Genomic DNA, 17758 nt, shown 5'->3' with positions numbered 1-17758 from the left:
GGGTCCGAAGCATCGAGAGCTTGGGGCGTCAACGATGCAGGACCAGATTATCGCCGTGCCCAGGAACGGCAAGAAAACGCAAGCCATGCTGTCCGCAGATCTCCTGCGCCAGACCCTCCAGACCGAGTACGGCATACAAGCAGACATCCACACGGGGTACGACCTCGCCCTGGTGTCGGTCTGGGTAGGGCTGGCGGTCTGGTGCGACGGCGACCGGTTCTGGTGGCGCACCGGCTGGGACCCCGAACGCAAGCGTGCCGTCTACGCCTGGCACCCGGCCATCGAACCCGAACGAGCCGCACGCCGCATCGCCTTCCGGTACGCCGATCTACGCGCCAACCACCCACTCTCCCAGGCGATCGGCGACCTGGGACACGCCGCCAGCGCCCCCCTGGAGGAGAACGCGCCATGACGACGGCTGGGAGCACCGTCGGCAGCCGAGTCAAGATCGTGGATATGCTCCATAGCCCAGCCAGGACACGGGCGTTCGCATCATGGCTCCTTGGACAGCGCGGCACGGTGGTGGGCATCCTTCGTAATGGCACGCTGGCGCTCGTGGAACTTGACGGCGAGCCCGGCGGACTGCTGCGCGGAGCACGACGCTGGCCCATCCACTGGGATGACCTGCTGGTCTACACCGTGGATGCGGGGCCGGTGAATGTCGAAGACGGCTACCGGCTGGGGCTATCCGGCCTGGAACGAGGCGCCGTTCAGCATGCTGTACAAGGTGACAGCGGAACGAGCCTCTGTGGCGAGCCAGCACATCCGCTGCCGATCTGCGGATGGCCGTTGCCGTTCGCGCCAGGGGCAGCTTGGGCCTGCCCCGCCTGTGTCCGCTTGGCAGTGGAGGCGTCATAGGACCGTCCGTTTTTCAGGTGTAGCAATCACCCTGCTCCCCAGCTGCACCAGGAGTCAGCCGGCCGTCCGCGGTGTGCTCTGCGTATGAGCTTTGTGGCCGACGTTGCCGTCAGCGTTGCCGTCAACCGCCCGGTTGTGCGGGGGCAGGTCCGGTCGGCACGACGATTGGCTGGTGAGCTACCTTCAGACGGTGGATGAGCAGACGGTTCCAACGGCGGGAATGACGATCAGCGTCCGCACCCGTCGGGACGTGGTGATCGTAGATCCGGAGCGTTTCCTGGCGTCGGCCCGCGCGGCGTACCATGATCTCTACCCCGAGGCCAGTCGGGAAAGCGCGGCCGAAAACGTCCGCGACGTGTACGACGCGGTACACGTTCTGCTGGACCACTTCGGTCGGCTAGCGGCCGATGCACCGGAGACAATGATCAGATGCGGCCATGGCGAGCCGCAGCCGGGCCAACGCGTCCTGGACCGCCCGGACGGTCTCTCCCCCGCCGGCGAACTTCAGCGGATCATACTCGGGGACCAAAGGCCGCTGCAGGATTATGGCTGCTTCCTCCCCGAAGACCCCTTCGCTCTGCCACCCAACTCCCAGCTCTGACTACCAGGAACCGCCTCCACGGGGCCAGCAAAGCAGTGCCTGTCCCTGGTTATGTCGTTCAAGGAGCAGGCCCTCCAGCGCGACATGTGCCGCACCGCTGACCGCGCTCCCCGTTCGACCACTCGAACGTGACGGTGACCTTGACGTCGTCCGGGTGGCGGGTGAAGGCCAGCGACGGATAGAACGCTGTTTCTGTCGCCGATGCGGCACTGCACGTGATTGTCCTTCCGCACGGACTCGGGGCAGGGCCCCTGCGGCTCAGGAACAGAAATCCATGATGGTGTCGGTGAGGATGCTGGTGAGGCGGTCCAGCGAGGTGAGGTCGACGTATTCGGTGGCCGCGTGGGCTCCAGCGCCGTCGACGCCGAAGAGCAGGCAGGGGATGCCGGCGCGATCCAGCAGGGCGCAGTCGGTCCAGAACGGCTCGGCGCGCACCACGGGCGGGTGCCCGAGCACCTTTTCGGCGTGGTGGGCCAGGGTTCGGGCGATCGGGGACTTCGGGTCGGCCTCGAAGGGCTCGCGATACAGGCCGCGGGTCAGCCGGTACTGGAAGTCGGCAACAGTGGCGGCAAGGTGGTCGAGTACGGCAGTCAGCTCTCGTTCCACACTGTCGGCGCTCTCGCCGGGGATGGTGCGCCGTTCGAGGGTGATGCGGCAGTACGCCGGGTAGGTGGAGGGCTCCTGGCCTCCGCGGATGACTGAGGCGTGCACGGTGCCGCTGCCCAGCAGCGGGTGAGCCGTGCCCTGTGCGAGGCGTCGGCCCAAGCCCTCCAGCGCCACCAGGAAGTGACCGGCCTGGACGATGGCGTCGATGCCGAGCTCGGGGCGTGAACCGTGGGCGGCGCGGCCCTCGATCTCCATGTCGAACCAGGCAAAACCCTTGTGGGCGAGGGTGAGCTCGAGATGGCTCGGCTCGGTGACGATCGCCGCGTCGGCGGTGAAGGACTTCAGCACTTCCTCGGTGCCGGAGCTGGCGTGCTCCTCGTCGGCGACGCAGGCGACGATCACGTCGCCGCGCAGGGGACCTCCTGCCGTGGCGCGTGCGGCGGCGACCATCATGGCGGCGATGCCGCCCTTCATGTCGAAGGTGCCGCGGCCGAACATCCTGCCGTCGCGGATCTGTGGGTCGAGGGGGTCGCCCTCGTAGCCGGCGAGACCGACCGTGTCGAGGTGGCCGTTGAGCATGAGTGACCGGCCGCCGCCGGTGCCGCGGACGATGGCGACGAGCGAGGGACGCCCCGGTCGCTCTTCCACGCGGTGCACCTCGAAACCGTGGGCGGCAAGCCATGCGCCGCAGAAGTCGGCGATGGCGCTCTCGCCTGCCCCGCCGGGTACGAGGTCGGGGTTGACGGAGTCGAGGGCGGTCAGCCGGGCCAGGAGAGGAACAGGGTCGAGGTCCGGAAGGTCGGAAGCCGCTGGGGTTGCAGGGGGTTCGGGCAGCATGAAAGCCTTCTCCAGCGTTGACGTGCCATCTAGACACGGCGAGGGGCGGCGGGATTACCGACGGCGGGTTTCGTCAGCATCGTGCCCCAGGCCGATCGCGTCGGTCCAGCGAAGGTTTCCGGGCATAAATCATCGGAAATTCCGAACGATTGCTGGGGCGTCGGCCCCGTTCCGTGCCATTCAGGCGCCGGTCCGGCCCGCCAGTTCCATCCGCGCGTGCTGGAGAGCACGGCGGGCGGCCCTGATGGCGGGGTGCCGGCTGCGGCCCTGACGTACGGCGGTGAAGATGCGGCGGGTGCGCTGCCCGCGGGGAAGCTCTTGCAGGGTGACGGTCGGGGATCGCCCGTTCCACACGAGGTCGGGCAGCAGGGCGACGGCGTGGCCCTGTTCGACGAGGCGGAGCTGGAGCAGCAGGTCGGTGGTCTCGAACCGCACGTCGGGCTCGAAGCCGGCGTTACGGCACAAGGTCATGCTCCCGCGGCGGGCAGCCGTGCCCTCGGGCTCCATGGCCCACGGTCGAGCGGCGAGCGCACGCAGCGACGCCGTAGAACTCTCCCGCTCCTCGGACGCCTTTTCCGGTAGGGCCAGGTGAAGGGGGTCGTCGAGCAGGTCTTCCAGCTCCACGACCGGCGCTCTGGAGGGGTCGAGGCTGGTGGTATTTGAGTGTGCATGAGTGTGCATGATGTTACTTGAGTGTGCTATGGTGCCGGTGTGAATCTTACGGAGTGGGCGCGGGCACAGGGGATCAGTCCCCACACTGCCTACCGCTGGTTCCGTAACGGCACGCTTCCGGTTCCCGCCGAGCGGGTCGGGCCTCGCACGATTCTGGTGAATGTCGAGGCCAACGCCGATCCGGGCATAGGGGGCGGTGTAGGACTGTATGCCCGCGTCTCCTGCCATGACCAGAAGACTGATTTGGAGCGGCAGGTGGCTCGGCTGTCGGCGTGGGCGGCGCAGGCCGGGCATCCGGTGGTACGGGTCGAATCCGAGATCGCCTCGGGGATGAACGGTGCCCGTCCGAAGGTTCGCCGGCTGCTGGCCGACCCGCAGGTGATCACGGTCGTGGTGGAACACAAGGACCGCCTGGGCGGTATGAACGTCGAGTTGGTCGAAGCGGTGTTGTCCGCGCATGGCCGCCGCCTGGTGGTGCTGGACGATGGCGAGGCCGACGACGATCTGGTGCGGGACATGGTGGAGGTGCTGACCTCGTTGTGTGCCCGCCTGTACGGGCGCCGGTCGGCACGCAACCGGGCCCGTAAGGCCCTGGAGGCGGCCGAGCATGGCTGAGCTGCGAACGATCGAGGCGCCGTTCGTCGCGTGCGGCCCATCCGGGGTGGCCGTCCGGGACCGGCTCACGAACCTCACGGCCGCTGATGAGCAGGTGCTGCGCCTGGTGGGCGCGCATCTGGGCGCGCTGGCCTCGGGTGATCTGAAGAGGCGATGCGCCGATGGGCTGGAGCACGACAACCAGACGTGGGCGGCGCGCAAACGCGAGCTGACGGTGTTGTCGTCGTCGCGGTGGGCCGGGGCGATCACCAAGGCCAGCCACGATCAGTGGGCGCTGGCCCGGCGTTGCCAGGCCGCGCACATCGCCGATCTGGAAGCCGCCATCGCCACCATCGAGCATCGGCTGTCGCTTCCGGTGGGTGAGAAGGGAAGCCGGAAGGGCCCGGGTGGTTACCGCTCGGCGCAGGAGTGGCACGCCAAGAGTCGCCGCCTGCGCGTGCTGACCGACCGGCTGCGGCGGGAGAAGGCCGACCACCAGGCCGGGATCGTGCGCATCGTGCGGGGCGGCAAACGCCTGGCCCGCACCCGGCACCACCTGCACGCCGCCGGCCTGACCGAGGACGAATGGCGGCAGAAATGGGAGGTCGAGCGCTGGTTCCTGGCCGCCGACGGCGAGTCCGGCAAGCGGTACGGCAACGAGACCATCCGCATCACCCCCGACGGGGAGGTGTCGATCCGGCTGCCCGCCCCGCTGGCGCACCTGGCCAACGCACCCCACCGCCGCTACATCCTCGCCTGCCGGGTGCGCTTCGCGCACCGCGGCACCCAATGGCGGGACCGGGTCGAAGCCAACCGTGCCGTGGCCTACCGCATCCACCTGGATGTGCAGCGCGGACGCTGGTACATCACCGCCTCCTGGCAGATCCCACCGGCCCCCACCATCCCTATGTCGGCCGCGCTCGCGCACGGCGTGATCGCCGTGGACACCAACGCCGATCATCTGGCCGCCTGGCGCCTGGACGTCCACGGCAACCCCATCGGCAACCCCCGCCGCTTCGCCTACGACCTGAGCGGCTCGGCCGAGCACCGTGACGCCCAGGTCCGCCACGCCCTGACCCGGCTCCTGCACTGGGCCCAAACCTGCGGCGTGAAAGCCATCGCCATCGAAGACCTGGACTTCGCCGCCGAGAAGACCCGGGAGAAGCACGGCCGCCGCAAACGCTTCCGCAACCTCATCTCCGGCATGCCCACCGGCAAGCTGCGCGCCCGGCTGACCGCGATGGCCGAGGCCACCGGCATCGCCATCATCGCCGCCGATCCGGCCTACACCTCCAAGTGGGGCGCCCAGCACTGGCGGGCCCCACTGACCAGCAACAAACGCACGCCCACCCGCCACGACGCGGCCGCCGTGGCAATCGGCAGACGCGCCCTCGGGCACCCGATCCGGCGACGGACGGCACCGCCCCCTGCTCACCGGAGCGATGAGCACGGGCATCGGACCGCCCAGGCCCGAACGGGCACCCGCGGGCGTGAGGGACCCCGCCCCCGCATCCCCGGACCACGGACACGATCCGCGCCGCCCGGATACGGTGAGAACGTGGGCGACCAGAACGCTCAACACCGTTCGGAGCGTTCGGCTGAGCACCTGCAACTCATGCTCAGTCCTTAGGAACGGTTGGGATTGTCCGGGTACTCCTCGGCGACGACCAGGTCGAAGTCGCGGGCCTGGAGGGCGGGCAGAGCTGCTTCCGGAGGCATCTGTGTCACGTGCACCCGCAGGCCCGGGTGCAGATCGCGCAGCAGGCTCAGCGCGGGCGGCACCAAGGCCAGGGCAGCCGTCTGGAAGGAGGCTATGCGCAGCGTGCCGGTCAGATCAGTCATCGAGGTGGCGATGTCCGCCTCGGCTTGTTCCAGCCGCTCCAGCACCGCTTCGGTGTGCGAGACGAGGATCTCCGCCTGCTCGGTCAGCCGCACCCGCCGGCCCACCTGTTCCAGCAGCGGAACGCCGACCTCCATCTCCAGCTGGGAGAGTTGCTGGGAAACGGACGAAAACATTCGCTGGACCGATGATGGAAGAGGGGCGCAGGCTGAGGATGTGCTGGACAACGCTTCTTCCCCGAGGATCACGAGGACTCTGCCGTGGTTCTCGCGCCGTGCTGCCCGGTCCTGGACCTGCGCGCCCGCCCCTGCCGGGGTACGGGACTTCCACGCCGCCCTGCCCGGCTACGCACCCACCCCGCTGACAGAACTGCCCTCCCTGGCAGCCGAGCTGGCGGTCGGTCGAATCTTCGTCAAGGACGAGTCGTCCCGTCTCGGTCTGCCTGCCTTCAAGGCACTGGGCGCTTCCTGGGCGGCCCACCGCGCCCTGGCCGAGCGTACTGCCCACCACCCGAGTGCAGAGCCCGTCACGCTGGTCAGCGCCACCGACGGCAACCACGGCCGCGCCGTGGCCCGGACAGCGCGCCTGCTCGGCCAGCGCGCGCACGTCTTCATCCCCCGGGGTGTCCATCCGGACGCCGTGGCGGCCATCGCCTCCGAGGAGGCGGAGATCACCCGGGTGCCGGGCACGTACGACGACGCCGTCCACCAGGCTGCCGAGGCAGCCGCCACCACTGCGGACGCGATCCTCATCCAGGACACCGCCTGGCCCGGCTACGAGACGATCCCGGGCTGGATCGTCGAGGGATACTCCACCCTCTGCGTCGAAATCGACGAGCAGCTCGCCGCCGCAGAAGCCACGCCGCCAGGGCTCATCGCCGTCCCGGTGGGCGTCGGCTCCCTGGCCCAGGCCGTGGTCACCCACTACCGCAGCCGTCCATCCGCACCGGCTCCAGCCTTGCTGTCGGTCGAGCCCGAGGCCGCGGCCTGCGTCCTCGAGAGTCTCACCCGCGGCGAACCCGTCAGCATCACCACCGGTCACACCACCATGGCCGGGCTGAACTGCGGCACCCCATCCAGCATCGCCTGGCCCTACCTGCACCGCGGGCTGGACGCCGCAATCGCCATCACCGACCCCGCCAGCACCCGCGCGGCCAGCGACCTCGCGAAACTCGGTGTCTCCTCGGGCCCGTGCGGGGCCGCCGCTCTCGCCGGTGTCCGCGCGATGCTCACCGGAGAAGGAGCCGAAGGGCACCGCACGGCACTGGGACTCGGCCCGACCTCGGTGGTCGTACTGCTCAGCACCGAAGGCACGGCCGCCAACCCGCACCGCACCACCGGCCACTGAGCAGCGTCCCGCAAAGGCCACGGGGGGCTGACACGATCATGGTCAACGGCGAACGCCTGTGGCAGTCCCTCATGGCCCTCGCGAAGATCGGTGCCTACGACGACGAACGTACCGGCCTGCGCGGAATCAACCGCCTCGCCCTCACCGATGCCGACGCGGCCCGCCGCCGCCGAGGCTGATCTCGGCCGGCTCGCAGCCCTCGGCCGACACCCGGATGAGGACCTCTCCCGAACCGGCGCGTCGTAGGATCATGAGCGCGCGCCCATCGCAGGTCGAGCCTGTACGGAGTCCGGATCTGCAGATTGGCCGGAGATATCGGTGTGACCAACCGGCTGCCGCTGGCAAGTTGTGGAAGGGGCCGCAACCCGGAGCCGACGTCGGCGCGACCGCATGAACACGGCGAGCGGGTCGGAAGACAGCGAAGCGGACCGTCAGTATGTGGCGCGGCCTCCGCTGATGTCGTAGACGGCCCCAGTGGAGAAGCTGACCTTGTCGGAGGCCAGCCAGGCGATCAGCTCCGCGACCTCCTCCGGCTTCCCGACGCGCCGCATGGGGATGAGGCTGACGATGTGGGCCAGGGCCTCGGGGCCGGTGGTGGCGTTCATCGGGGTCTCGATGACGGCCGGGGCGATGGCGTTGACCAGGACGCCGCTGGTGGCCAGTTCCTTACCGAGGGATTTGGTCAGGGCGATGACGGCGGCCTTGCTGGCCGAGTAGGGGGCCATGTTGGGGTTGCCGTCTTTCCCGGCCATGCTGGCGAGGTTGACGATGCGGCCCCAGCCGCGCTCGCGCATGCCGGGGACGAAGGCGCGGCAGGTGTGGAAGGTGCCGTTGACGTTGACGTCGAAGGTGCGCCGCCAGCCGTCGAGCGGGATCTCCCACAGGGGCGCGTTGGGGCCGACGATGCCGGCGGAGTTGATGAGGATGTCGATGGGGCCGATCTCGTCAGCGGCGGCCTGGACGGCGGCCGGGTCGGTGACGTCCACGACCAGGTCGGCGCCGTCGGTGACGTCGAGGGTGATGACTTTGACGCCGTCGGCTTCGAGGCGGATGGCGGCGGCCTTGCCCAGGCCGCTGACGCCGCCGGTGATGAGGGCGGTGCGGGACACGAGAGCTCCTTTCAGTGGGATTCGCGCGGCACGGCGTCGCCGCTGGAGCCGAGGAGGAAGTCGAGGTCGGCGCCGGTGTTGGCCTGCTGCACTGTCTCGACGTAGAGGCGCTGCCAGCCCCGGGCGGGGCGGGCGAACGCGGCGGTCATCTCCGGGGACGGTTCGCGGGCGGCCAGTTCCTCCGTGGGGACGTCGATGTCGAGGCGGCGGTTCTCGACGTCCAGGACGATCATGTCGCCGGTGCGGACGAGGCCGAGGGGTCCGCCGGCTGCGGCTTCGGGGGCGACATGCAGGACGACGGTGCCGTAGGCGGTACCGCTCATCCGGCCGTCGCAGATGCGCACCATGTCGCGCACGCCCTGGGCGAGCAGCTTGGGCGGCAGCGGCATGTTGGACACTTCGGGCATGCCGGGATAGCCCTTGGGCCCGCAGCCGCGCAGGACCAGCACCGAATCGGGCGTGACATCGAGGTCGTCGAGGCGCGCGTGCAGGTCCTCGATCGAGTCGAACACGACGGCCGGGCCGCGGTGCTGCAGCAGGTGCGGTGAGGCGGCGGCGGGCTTGATCACGGCGCCGTCCGGGGCGAGGTTGCCGTACAGGACGGCGATCCCGGCGTCCTCCTGGAGCGGCTGCCGCCGGGAGCGGATCACCTCACGGTCGTAGATCTTGGCGTCGCCGAGGGCCTCGACCAGGGGGCGGCCCGTGACGGTGATCGCGGCCGGGTCGAGCAGGTCGCGTACCTCGGCCAGCACCGCGTGCAGGCCGCCCGCCCGGTACAGGTCCTCCATGAGGTGGCGGCCGGCCGGCTGCAGGTCCACCAGCAGGGGTACGCCGGAGCCGGTGCGGTCGAAGTCGTCCTGGGTCAGCTCGACGCCGAGCCGGCCGGCGATGGCCAGCAGGTGCACGACGGCGTTGGTGGAGCCGCCGAGCGCGGCCAGCGCGACGATGGCATTGAGGAACGAGCCGCGCGTCATGACCGTCGAGGGACGCCGCCTGTCGGCGATCATCTCGACGATGAGGCGGCCGGTCTCGTGCGCGCCCTCCAACAGGCGGCTGTCGGGGGCGGGGGTGCCGGCCAGGCCGGGCAGCGTCATGCCGAGCGCCTCGGCGAGCAGGCCCATGGTGGAGGCGGTGCCCATCGTGTTGCAGTGCCCCTTGCTGCGGATCATCGACGACTCCGAGCGCAGGAAGTCGGCCTGCGACAGCGTCCCGGCGCGGACCTCCTCGCTGAGCTTCCAGACATCGGTGCCGCAGCCCAGCGGCGCGCCGCGGAAGGTGCCGGTGAGCATCGGGCCGCCCGGCACCACCACCGCGGGCAGGTCCACCGAGGAGGCGGCCATCAGCAGCGCGGGGATGGTCTTGTCGCAGCCGCCGAGCAGCACCACGCCGTCGATCGGGTTGGCGCGCAACATCTCCTCGATCGCCATCGCCGCCATGTTGCGCCAGAGCATCGCGGTGGGGCGCACGTTCGTCTCGCCCAGCGACACCACCGGCAGGTTCAGCGGCACGCCGCCCGCCTCCCACACGCCTTGCTTGACGTGCTCGGCCACCTCGTTCAGGTGCATGTTGCAGGGGGTCAGGTCGGAGGCGGTGTTGGCGATCGCGATGTGCGGCCGGCCGTCGAAGGCGTCGGACGGCAGCCCGCGCCGCATCCACGCGCGATGGATGTAGGCGTTGCGGTCGCTACCGGCGTACCACTGAGCGCTTCGGCTCCCCGCCATCAGGCCACCACTCTTTCCATTTATTGGAACTTTGCTCCGATTTGTGAAATCCAGGGGAAGAGTAACCCATACTTCACTAGACGGTCTCCCCTTCGAGAAGAACTTCCGTTTTATGGAATGGTGGTCTAACCTTCGGAACATGCCCGAGCTGATCGACGAGCCCAAGCTCGTCGGGTCCGACCGCGTGCTGGCGGTGCTGGCCGAGCTGGCCCGCCATCCCGACGGCATCGGGCTGGAGGAGATGGCCCGCGCGGTCGCCAGCCCGAAGCCGACCGTGCATCGCGCGCTGGCCGCGCTGCGGCGTGCCGGATTCGCCGCGCAGAACGGTCATGGCCGGTACGTGCTGGGCGACGAGTTCCTGCGGATGGCCTTCGCCCACCATGAGGCCCGGCCCGATCATGTGCGGGTGATGCCGGTGCTCAAGGCGTTGTGCGACCGGTACGGCGAGACGGTGCACTACGCGGTGCTGGACGGCGACTCGGTGGTCTACCGCTCCAAGCTGGACCCGGCGGCCGGCGCGGTCCGGCTTACCTCGGTCGTCGGCGGGCGTAACCCGGCGCATTGCACGGCCGTCGGCAAGCTCCTGCTGGCCCATAGCCTGCCGGACGAGGACGCGGTCCGCGCGTGGGTAGGCGATCGGGCACTGGAGCGCCGCACCGAGCGCTCCATCACCACCGTCGAGGGCCTGCACGCCGAGCTGGAGCGCGTTCGCGAGCAGGGTTACGCCGCCGACGATCAGGAGAGCGAGCCGGGCGTCAACTGCCTGGCGGTGCCGGCGTACCTGACCTCGCCTACGATGCCCAGCGGTGCGATCAGCGTCAGCGGCCTGGCCTACCGGACCCCGTTGCCGACGCTCATCGACGACGTGGCCGCCATCCGTGCCATCGTCATGGGAGAGCAACCCACGTGACTTCACCGCGACCCCGGCCTCGGCCGATGTATACGCCCTGGGCGAGGGTCTGCCCACGCCCTACTGGAAACCCCTTCTGAGAGAGACAACCGTGTACCTCATGCGCATCGGCGCGCCCGGCGCCGAGAAGCCCGTCGTCCGCATCGACGAGACGCACTACATCGACGTCTCAGACGTCACCCCCGACTTCGATGAGAAGTTCTTCGCGGCGGGCGGCGTCGCGCTGCTCGCCGATCGGATCGCCACTGGTCAGCCCCAGGAGTTCGCCGGTGAGCGGATCGGCGCGCCGATCGCCCGGCCGCACCAGATCCTGTGCATCGGCCTGAACTACAGCGACCATGCCGCCGAAACCGGGCAGGCCGTGCCGGACGAGCCGATCTTGTTCACCAAGTCGCCGAACACGCTCGTCGGCCCGTACGACGAGGTGCGCATCCCGCGTGGCTCGACCAAGACCGACTGGGAGGTGGAGCTGGGCATCGTCATCGGCCGGCGCACCTCGTACCTCGACTCGGTCGAGGAGGCGAAGGACGCGATCGCCGGCTTCTGCGTGGTCAACGACGTCAGCGAGCGCGCCTTCCAGATGGAGCGCGGCGGCCAGTGGAGCAAGGGCAAGTCCGCCGAGACGTTCAACCCGGCCGGGCCCTGGCTCGTCACTCCGGACGAGATCGCCGACGTGACGAACCTCGGCATGTGGCTGGACGTCAACGGCGTGCGCCGTCAGACCGGCACCTCCAAGACCATGATCTTCGACCCGTACGTCATCGTGCACCACCTGAGCCAGTTCATGGTCCTGGAGCCCGGCGACCTCATCAACACCGGCACCCCGCCGGGCGTCGGCATGGGCCACACCCCGCCCATCTGGCTGCGGCCCGGCGACGTCATGGAACTCGGCATCGACGGCCTCGGCACGCAGCGCCAGCACGTCGTCGGACCCCGATAGATGCGTGCTCTGGTCCTGACCGGCCCTGGGAAAGCTGAGGTCCACGAGGTCGAACCGCCTGCCGCCGCGCCAGGTGAAGTGGTGGTGGACATCGAGCGGGTCGGCGTGTGCGGCACGGACGTCGAGCTGTTCACCGGGGAGATGAGCTACCTGCACACCGGCCGTTCTTGGTACCCGCTCCGTCCCGGCCACGAATGGTGCGGGCGCGTCAGCGCGGTGAGCGAGGGCGTGAGCCCTTCATGGCTCGGGCAACGAGTCACCGGTGACACCATGCTCGGCTGCGGTCACTGCGACCGCTGCCGGGCCGGCCGCCACCACGTGTGCGCCGAGCTTGCCGAGATCGGCATCAGCCGGGGCCGCCCGGGCGCGCTGGCCGAGCAACTCGCGGTGCCCGCCACGGCCCTGCATCACCTGCCGGACATCGTGGATCCCACGCTCGGCGCGCTCGTCGAACCGGGAGGCAACGCGCTGCGGGCCGTCCGCGCCGCGAGGCTGAAGGCGGGCGAGCGGGCTCTGGTCTTGGGCACAGGCACGATCGGCCTCCTCACGGCGCTGTTCGCTCGCGCCGACGGAGTCGAGGTCCACTTGATGGGACGCGACGACCACGGGCTTCGCCTGGCCGAAAGCCTCGGCTTCACCGATGCCTGGACCCGAAAGTCACTGCCATCGCTACCCTGGGATGCCGTCATCGACGCGTCCAACGCGCCCGACTTGCCCGCTCTCGCCCTCGACCTCGTCGAACCCGGCCGGCGTGTCGTCTACATCGGCCTGGCCGGCACCCCGTCCACGATCGACACCCGCGACCTGGCGCTCAAGGACGTCACCGCCGTCGGCATCCTCGGCGGCTCGGCCGGCCTCGCAGGTGCCATCGCCGCCTATGCCGAGGCCTCGGTCGACGCCCGCCCTCTCGTGGCCGCCACGGTCGGTCTCGCCGAGACCGCCGGCGTCCTGGCCGGATGCCGGCCGACCGGCGCTGGGCCGGGCCCGAAGATCCACATAGACCCGCGCCGATAAGAGAGTACGAACGTGATCGATAGAGCGGACCCCACTCTCCTCGCCGCGGTGGAAGCCGCCGTTCCGGGAATCACCAGAACGCGCGCGAGCGACCGGCTCGGCATGGCCCACGACGCCTCGCACTACCTGCTCACCCCGCAGGCCGTGCTGGTCCCCGAGAGCGCCGAGCAGGTCGCCGCGCTGCTGCGCACCGGCCTCCCCCTCACCTTCCGCTCCGGCGGCACCAGCCTGAGCGGGCAGGCCGTCAGCGAGCATCTCCTCGTGGACACCCGTCGGCACTTCCGTGGAATCGAGGTGCTGGACGAAGGGCAGCGGGTGCGCGTGCAGCCCGGCGCGGTGCTGCGGCAGGTCAACGCCCGCCTCGCCCCGTACGGCCGCAAGCTCGGCCCCGACCCGGCCAGCGAGTCGGCGTGCACGATCGGCGGCGTCGTGGCCAACAACTCCAGCGGCATGACCTGCGGCACGCACGCCAACACCTACCAAACCCTGGACTCGATGACGATCGTGCTGCCCAGCGGCACCGTCATCGACACCGGCGCCCCCGACGCCGACCAGCGCCTGCGCACGCTCGAACCCGAGCTGGCGCAGGGCCTGGAACGGCTGCGCGACCGCGTGCGGGACAATCCCGACTCGGTCCGCCGGATCACCGCCCAGTTCTCGCTCAAGAACACCATGGGGTACGGCCTCAACAGCTTCCTCGACCACCACTCCCCCGCGCAGATCCTCGCCCACTTGGTCATCGGCAGCGAGGGCACGCTCGGCTTCGTCGCCGAGGCCGTCTTCCGCACGGTGCCCGCGCACCGCTTGGCCGCCACCGGCCTGCTCGTCTTCCCCACCCTGCGCCAGGCCATGGCCTCCATGCCCGACCTGGTCGCCGTCGAGCCCGCCGCCGTCGAGCTGCTGGACGCCGAGTCGCTGCGGGTGGCCCAGAGCGACCCCCAAGCCGATGACGTCCTGCGTACGCTTGCCGTCGCGGAGCACGCGGCGCTCCTGGTCGAATGGCAGGAGTCCGACTCCGACCGGCTGTCCGGCCGCGAACGCGCCGCCGGCGAGCTGTTCCCCTCGCTGTCGCTGGCGGCGCCCGCCCGGCTGAGCAGGGAGGCCGGTGGCAGGGCGGCGTTGTGGCACATCCGCAAGGGCCTGTACGCCTCCGTCGCCGGCGCCCGGCCCAGCGGCACCACCGCGCTGCTGGAGGACGTCGCCGTCCCCGTGCCCGCCCTGGCCGAGCTGTGCGACGAGCTGACCGGCCTGTTCATGCGGCACCGGTACGAGCGCAGCGTCATCTTCGGCCACGCCAAGGACGGCAACCTGCACTTCATGCTCAACGAGCGCTTCGACACGGAGCTGAAGCGCTACGCCGACTTCACCGAGGACATGGTGGAGGCCGTCCTGTCGCGGGGCGGCACGCTGAAGGCCGAGCACGGCACCGGGCGGGTCATGGCCCCGTTCGTCCACCGCCAGTACGGCGACGAGCTGTACGAGGTGATGCGCGAGATCAAGCGCCTGTGCGACCCGGACGGCACGCTCAACCCCGGCGTCGTCCTCACCGACCACGACGACGCCCACCTGCGCGACCTCAAGGCCGTCGTCACCGTCGAACCCGAAGTGGACCGGTGCGTGGAGTGCGGCTACTGCGAGCCCGTCTGCCCCAGCCGGGACCTGACCACCACCCCTCGCCAGCGCATCGTGCTGCGGCGCGAGCTGGCCGCCGCCGTTTCCGCCGGCGACCATGCCCTCGCCCGCGAGCTGGAGGCCGAGTACGGCTACGACGCCGTGGACACCTGCGCCGTGGACGGCATGTGCGCCACCGCCTGCCCCGTCGGCATCAACACCGGCGACCTGACCAAGCGCCTGCGCGCCGAACGCCACGGCCGCGTGACGCAGCAAGGCTGGAAGTCGGCCGCCAAGCACTGGGACGGCGTCACCCGGGCGATGAACCTCGCCCTGGACGCCGCCGCCGCCACCCCGCCCGCGCTGCCCGAGGCCGCCAGCCGCGCCGCCCGCGCCCTCACCACCCCCGAGAGCGTCCCCCAGTGGAGCCGCGACCTGCCGCGCGGCGGGATGCGCCGCCGCCCGGCGCCGCATCCCGATGCCGACGCGGTCTACCTGCCGTCCTGCCTGAACACCATGTTCGCCCCGGCGGACGGCGGGCCCGGCGTGATGATCGCGTTCGCGCGGCTGGCCAGGCGTGCGGGCGTGCGGCTGCACGTGCCGGAGGGGATCGGCGGGCTGTGCTGCGGCACGCCCTGGTCGTCCAAGGGGTACACCGACGGCTACGAGACGATGGCCGACCGCGTGCGCGACGCGCTCCTCGACGCCACGGACGGAGGCCGCATCCCGGTGATCAGCGACGCCGCCTCCTGCACCGAGGGCTTCCATCGCCTCGCGGAGGCGCTGCCCGTCCGGGTGCTCGACGCTGTGGCCTACACCGCCGAGCATCTCCTGCCCCGCCTCCCCGAGCCTCGCCGCCTCGCCTCCCTCGCGCTCCATCCCACCTGCTCGTCCACCCGCCTGGGTCTGGACGCGGCCATCTCTGAAATCGCCCAAGCCATCGCCGACCACGTGGTAGTTCCGGAGGGCTGGCAGTGCTGCGCCTTCGCCGGCGACCGCGGCCTGCTCCACCCCGAACTGACCGCCTCCGCCACCCACGCCGAAGCCATATCCGTCAAGTCCGGGGACTTCGCCGCGCACGCCTCGCTCAACCGCACCTGCGAACTCGGCCTCACCCGCGCCACCGCCCGGGTCTACCACCACCTCCTCGAACTGCTCGACCAGGCCACCGCCTGAGAACCGTGCCGTGGGCACGACCCATCCGCCCTACCAGGGCGGCGTCCCTGCCACCTCGGATGCGCCCCCGCCGTGCGCCGGCACAGCTACGCCGAGTGGGCCAGGACGGTGGACTGGGGCAGAATCCTCGCGGGACAGTACAGCTAGATCAGCCCGCGCCGGGGACGGGCGCGGCGCGGCCCCGGGCAGCCAGGCCGGGAAGGACGGATCCCCCAGCCGAAAGGCTAGCGGGGCCGGCGACAAGGATCCCGGAGATCCAACGAGTTGTTCGTGCAGGCTCGCTGTGGTTCATGCCTCCCGCCATCGCATCGTGGTTGCGTAGCCCACGCCGGGGTGGGTCGTCGTCGTGGTGGTCTGCCGCCGTATTCTGGGCGGTACTCGAAGTGCCACCACTCGTTGTCGTAGATGCGGAAGAGGTCGTAGCGGGCGCCGTGCTCCTCGAGCCAGCGCGCGCCTTCGTGGGGACGCACATCCAGCGCGATGCCCTTGACGTGGCAGGACTCCGACGGTGGTAGCACGAGCATGCGCGCCAGGGCCGGGGAGCCGGAGCGGCGCACCTCGGCGTCGAACATCTGTTGTTGGATGAGGGGATCGCGGTATCCCGAAGTGAGGCCGATGAGCTGGCCGTGACGCCAGAGCGCCGCGGTGCGCGCCGCGGTGAACGCCTGCTTGGCTCCGTCGGTGAGCCCGGTGAGGTCCTCGGCGGGGAAGCGCATCCCCAACGCCCAACTGCAGGCCAGTTCACGGGCGCGGCTGGGATGGCGAACGAGCGCCGCGGGCAACAGGAGCACGGCCAGCGCCAGCGTGACCGCAGCGTACAGCCGGTCTCGCAGCCGAGGTGGGATCGTTCGTGGTTCGTCCATGACCAACCACGATTGGCACCGAATATGCGTGCGTTGTCCGCCGCATGTCACCGTTTGTCAACAGCGGCCACCGTCGAAGCGACCTGTGACACAACCATGACAGGGCACGCACGAGGCGGGAACACGGCTGTTCTTCGCCAACGACCACATCCACTTCGAGGCTGCGGAGGCCCGCCAGATCGCCGTGACTGGCCACCACGGCGGTTACACGACCAGCGACTCACCTTTCCACCCGGGATGGAGCTGGCCAGCGAGGTATTAGCGAGCAGCGCGGTCATCCACCTCGGCAAAAGGTCTTGCGCGACTCGGTCCTCAGCGGCAGCCCGGACCGGCTGCGCAGGATCGAGGAGATCCCCGCTGTTAGCTGTCCAGCGGGGACGACCGGCTCGCCCTGCATCTGGGGCTCAAGGTCACCGGGGCCGTGACACAACCATGACACGGCGCTGACGAGGCGGCGATACGGCCGACCGACAGTGGATGGGGTTACCGGCGCCTGTTCCTAACGGTAGGTCCGGCTAGCTCCGTGCCACTGAGGAAAGGCTGATCGATTCGTGACTGAACGGGTGCGCGTGGCTGTGCTGGCGGGTGGGCCGTCCGCCGAGCACGAGGTGTCGCTGCAGTCGGCGCAGGCCGTGCTCGATGCTCTGCCGAGGGATCTGTACGAGCCCGTCGCCGTCATCATCGACCGGCAGGGCAGGTGGCCGGTGGAGCTGCGACGCGATCTGGCCGACGTGGTCTTCCCCGTGCTGCACGGGCCGTTCGGCGAGGACGGCGTCGTCCAGGGACACCTGGAGACGCTGGGCATCCCGTACGTGGGCTGCGGCGTCCTGGCCTCGGCCGTGGCCATGAACAAGGTCGCGATGCGGCGCGCGTTCCTGGCGGAGGACATCCCGGTCACCCCGCATGTGTGGTTCAGCGAGCACGAATGGCGTACCACCACCGACCCCTGGGCTCTGGTGAAGTCGCTCGACTGGCCGATGTACGTCAAACCGGCCAACATGGGCTCCTCCATCGGCATCTCACGGGTCACCTCCATGGAGGAACTACGCGCGGGCGTGG

At 70.1% G+C, this 17758-nt stretch carries 17 protein-coding genes and 1 pseudogene; 12 read left to right on the top strand and 6 right to left on the bottom strand.

All coding sequences use genetic code 11. From position 1 onward, the window contains the following. Positions 1-34: 34 nt before the first annotated feature. The 3 genes from Q9G87_RS56105 to Q9G87_RS56095 all read left to right on the top strand — a co-directional run bounded on the left by Q9G87_RS56105 (position 35) and on the right by Q9G87_RS56095 (position 1459). Complete coding sequence (locus Q9G87_RS56105) at positions 35-412, top strand: hypothetical protein (protein WP_305924894.1); 378 nt, start codon at positions 35-37, stop codon at positions 410-412. Then, complete coding sequence (locus Q9G87_RS56100) at positions 409-858, top strand: hypothetical protein (RefSeq protein WP_305924893.1); 450 nt, start codon at positions 409-411, stop codon at positions 856-858. The genes Q9G87_RS56105 and Q9G87_RS56100 overlap by 4 nt, the downstream gene beginning before the upstream one ends. Before the next feature lie 172 nt (positions 859-1030). Continuing rightward, positions 1031-1459 carry a hypothetical protein gene (locus Q9G87_RS56095; RefSeq protein WP_305924892.1) on the top strand — a complete coding sequence of 143 codons (429 nt, stop codon included), beginning with the start codon at positions 1031-1033 and terminating at the stop codon, positions 1457-1459. Positions 1460-1717: 258 nt separating this feature from the next. Here the strand turns inward: Q9G87_RS56095 and Q9G87_RS56090 are convergent, their stop codons facing one another. Both Q9G87_RS56090 and Q9G87_RS56085 read right to left on the bottom strand, forming a co-directional pair. Next, positions 1718-2902: an ArgE/DapE family deacylase gene (locus tag Q9G87_RS56090; protein ID WP_305924891.1), complete on the bottom strand. Its 1185-nt coding sequence runs from the start codon at positions 2900-2902 to the stop codon at positions 1718-1720. A 180-nt stretch (positions 2903-3082) separates the two neighbouring features. Then, complete coding sequence (locus Q9G87_RS56085) at positions 3083-3583, bottom strand: LysR substrate-binding domain-containing protein (RefSeq protein ID WP_305924890.1); 501 nt, start codon at positions 3581-3583, stop codon at positions 3083-3085. Positions 3584-3613: 30 nt separating this feature from the next. Here Q9G87_RS56085 and Q9G87_RS56080 point away from each other — a divergent pair, with 30 nt between their 5' ends. Both Q9G87_RS56080 and Q9G87_RS56075 read left to right on the top strand, forming a co-directional pair. Next, on the top strand, positions 3614-4189 hold the full coding sequence (locus tag Q9G87_RS56080; RefSeq protein ID WP_305924889.1) for an IS607 family transposase: 576 nt from the start codon (positions 3614-3616) through the stop codon (positions 4187-4189). Next, a complete protein-coding gene (locus tag Q9G87_RS56075) occupies positions 4182-5798 on the top strand; it encodes a transposase (protein ID WP_305924888.1) in 1617 nt (538 codons plus the stop codon). Before Q9G87_RS56080 ends, Q9G87_RS56075 begins: the two co-directional genes overlap by 8 nt. Here Q9G87_RS56075 and Q9G87_RS56070 read toward each other — a convergent pair. Next, positions 5795-6184, bottom strand: coding sequence for a LysR family transcriptional regulator (locus Q9G87_RS56070; RefSeq protein WP_305924887.1), 390 nt, complete (start codon positions 6182-6184; stop codon positions 5795-5797). The two genes, Q9G87_RS56075 and Q9G87_RS56070, sit on opposite strands and share 4 nt — an antisense overlap. 40 nt (positions 6185-6224) lie before the next feature. Between Q9G87_RS56070 and Q9G87_RS56065 the strand changes: the two genes are divergently transcribed. Together Q9G87_RS56065 and Q9G87_RS56060 are read left to right on the top strand one after the other, a co-directional pair. After that, positions 6225-7355, top strand: a complete 1131-nt coding sequence (locus Q9G87_RS56065) for a diaminopropionate ammonia-lyase (protein WP_305924886.1) — start codon at positions 6225-6227, stop codon at positions 7353-7355. A 38-nt stretch (positions 7356-7393) separates the two neighbouring features. Further along, positions 7394-7534, top strand: a complete 141-nt coding sequence (locus tag Q9G87_RS56060) for a hypothetical protein (RefSeq protein WP_305924885.1) — start codon at positions 7394-7396, stop codon at positions 7532-7534. A 252-nt stretch (positions 7535-7786) separates the two neighbouring features. Here Q9G87_RS56060 and Q9G87_RS56055 read toward each other — a convergent pair whose 3' ends face one another. Both Q9G87_RS56055 and Q9G87_RS56050 read right to left on the bottom strand, forming a co-directional pair. Then, entirely contained in the window at positions 7787-8464 is a 678-nt protein-coding gene (locus Q9G87_RS56055; protein ID WP_305924884.1) for an SDR family oxidoreductase, read from the bottom strand. An 11-nt stretch (positions 8465-8475) separates the two neighbouring features. Beyond that, complete coding sequence (locus Q9G87_RS56050; RefSeq protein WP_305924883.1) at positions 8476-10185, bottom strand: IlvD/Edd family dehydratase; 1710 nt, start codon at positions 10183-10185, stop codon at positions 8476-8478. 139 nt (positions 10186-10324) lie between these two features. Between Q9G87_RS56050 and Q9G87_RS56045 the strand changes: the two genes are divergently transcribed. The 4 genes from Q9G87_RS56045 to Q9G87_RS56030 all read left to right on the top strand — a co-directional run bounded on the left by Q9G87_RS56045 (position 10325) and on the right by Q9G87_RS56030 (position 15836). Further along, complete coding sequence (locus Q9G87_RS56045) at positions 10325-11095, top strand: IclR family transcriptional regulator (protein ID WP_305924882.1); 771 nt, start codon at positions 10325-10327, stop codon at positions 11093-11095. Positions 11096-11186: 91 nt separating this feature from the next. Continuing rightward, positions 11187-12035: a fumarylacetoacetate hydrolase family protein gene (locus Q9G87_RS56040; protein WP_305924881.1), complete on the top strand. Its 849-nt coding sequence runs from the start codon at positions 11187-11189 to the stop codon at positions 12033-12035. Then, positions 12036-13049 carry a zinc-dependent alcohol dehydrogenase gene (locus Q9G87_RS56035; RefSeq protein WP_305924880.1) on the top strand — a complete coding sequence of 338 codons (1014 nt, stop codon included), beginning with the start codon at positions 12036-12038 and terminating at the stop codon, positions 13047-13049. A gap of 12 nt (positions 13050-13061) precedes the next feature. Beyond that, positions 13062-15836 carry an FAD-binding and (Fe-S)-binding domain-containing protein gene (locus Q9G87_RS56030; protein ID WP_305924879.1) on the top strand — a complete coding sequence of 925 codons (2775 nt, stop codon included), beginning with the start codon at positions 13062-13064 and terminating at the stop codon, positions 15834-15836. Between the two features lie 224 nt (positions 15837-16060). On the opposite strand, the gene vanY-N is transcribed toward Q9G87_RS56030, so the two are convergent. Continuing rightward, a complete protein-coding gene (vanY-N, locus tag Q9G87_RS56025) occupies positions 16061-16699 on the bottom strand; it encodes a D,D-peptidase/D,D-carboxypeptidase VanY-N (RefSeq protein ID WP_305924878.1) in 639 nt (212 codons plus the stop codon). A 551-nt stretch (positions 16700-17250) separates the two neighbouring features. On the opposite strand from vanY-N, the pseudogene Q9G87_RS56020 reads away from it, so the two are divergent. After that, positions 17251-17758: pseudogene (locus Q9G87_RS56020) on the top strand (D-alanine--D-alanine ligase family protein); the annotation flags it as partial.

Source organism: Nonomuraea turcica (assembly GCF_030718205.1).
Lineage (GTDB): Bacteria > Actinomycetota > Actinomycetes > Streptosporangiales > Streptosporangiaceae > Nonomuraea.
Note: the sequence above shows the minus strand (reverse complement) of the source record. Positions and strands in the feature narration are given on the sequence as shown.

Coding starts and splice junctions, on each gene's coding strand:
- Q9G87_RS56105 (WP_305924894.1), top strand. CDS start 35: ATGCAGGACCAGATTATCGCCGTGCCCAGGAACGGCAAGAAAACGCAA.
- Q9G87_RS56100 (WP_305924893.1), top strand. CDS start 409: ATGACGACGGCTGGGAGCACCGTCGGCAGCCGAGTCAAGATCGTGGAT.
- Q9G87_RS56090 (WP_305924891.1), bottom strand. CDS start 2,902: ATGCTGCCCGAACCCCCTGCAACCCCAGCGGCTTCCGACCTTCCGGAC.
- Q9G87_RS56085 (WP_305924890.1), bottom strand. CDS start 3,583: ATGCACACTCATGCACACTCAAATACCACCAGCCTCGACCCCTCCAGA.
- Q9G87_RS56075 (WP_305924888.1), top strand. CDS start 4,182: ATGGCTGAGCTGCGAACGATCGAGGCGCCGTTCGTCGCGTGCGGCCCA.
- Q9G87_RS56070 (WP_305924887.1), bottom strand. CDS start 6,184: ATGTTTTCGTCCGTTTCCCAGCAACTCTCCCAGCTGGAGATGGAGGTC.
- Q9G87_RS56060 (WP_305924885.1), top strand. CDS start 7,394: ATGGTCAACGGCGAACGCCTGTGGCAGTCCCTCATGGCCCTCGCGAAG.
- Q9G87_RS56050 (WP_305924883.1), bottom strand. CDS start 10,185: ATGGCGGGGAGCCGAAGCGCTCAGTGGTACGCCGGTAGCGACCGCAAC.
- Q9G87_RS56045 (WP_305924882.1), top strand. CDS start 10,325: ATGCCCGAGCTGATCGACGAGCCCAAGCTCGTCGGGTCCGACCGCGTG.
- Q9G87_RS56035 (WP_305924880.1), top strand. CDS start 12,036: ATGCGTGCTCTGGTCCTGACCGGCCCTGGGAAAGCTGAGGTCCACGAG.
- vanY-N (WP_305924878.1), bottom strand. CDS start 16,699: ATGGACGAACCACGAACGATCCCACCTCGGCTGCGAGACCGGCTGTAC.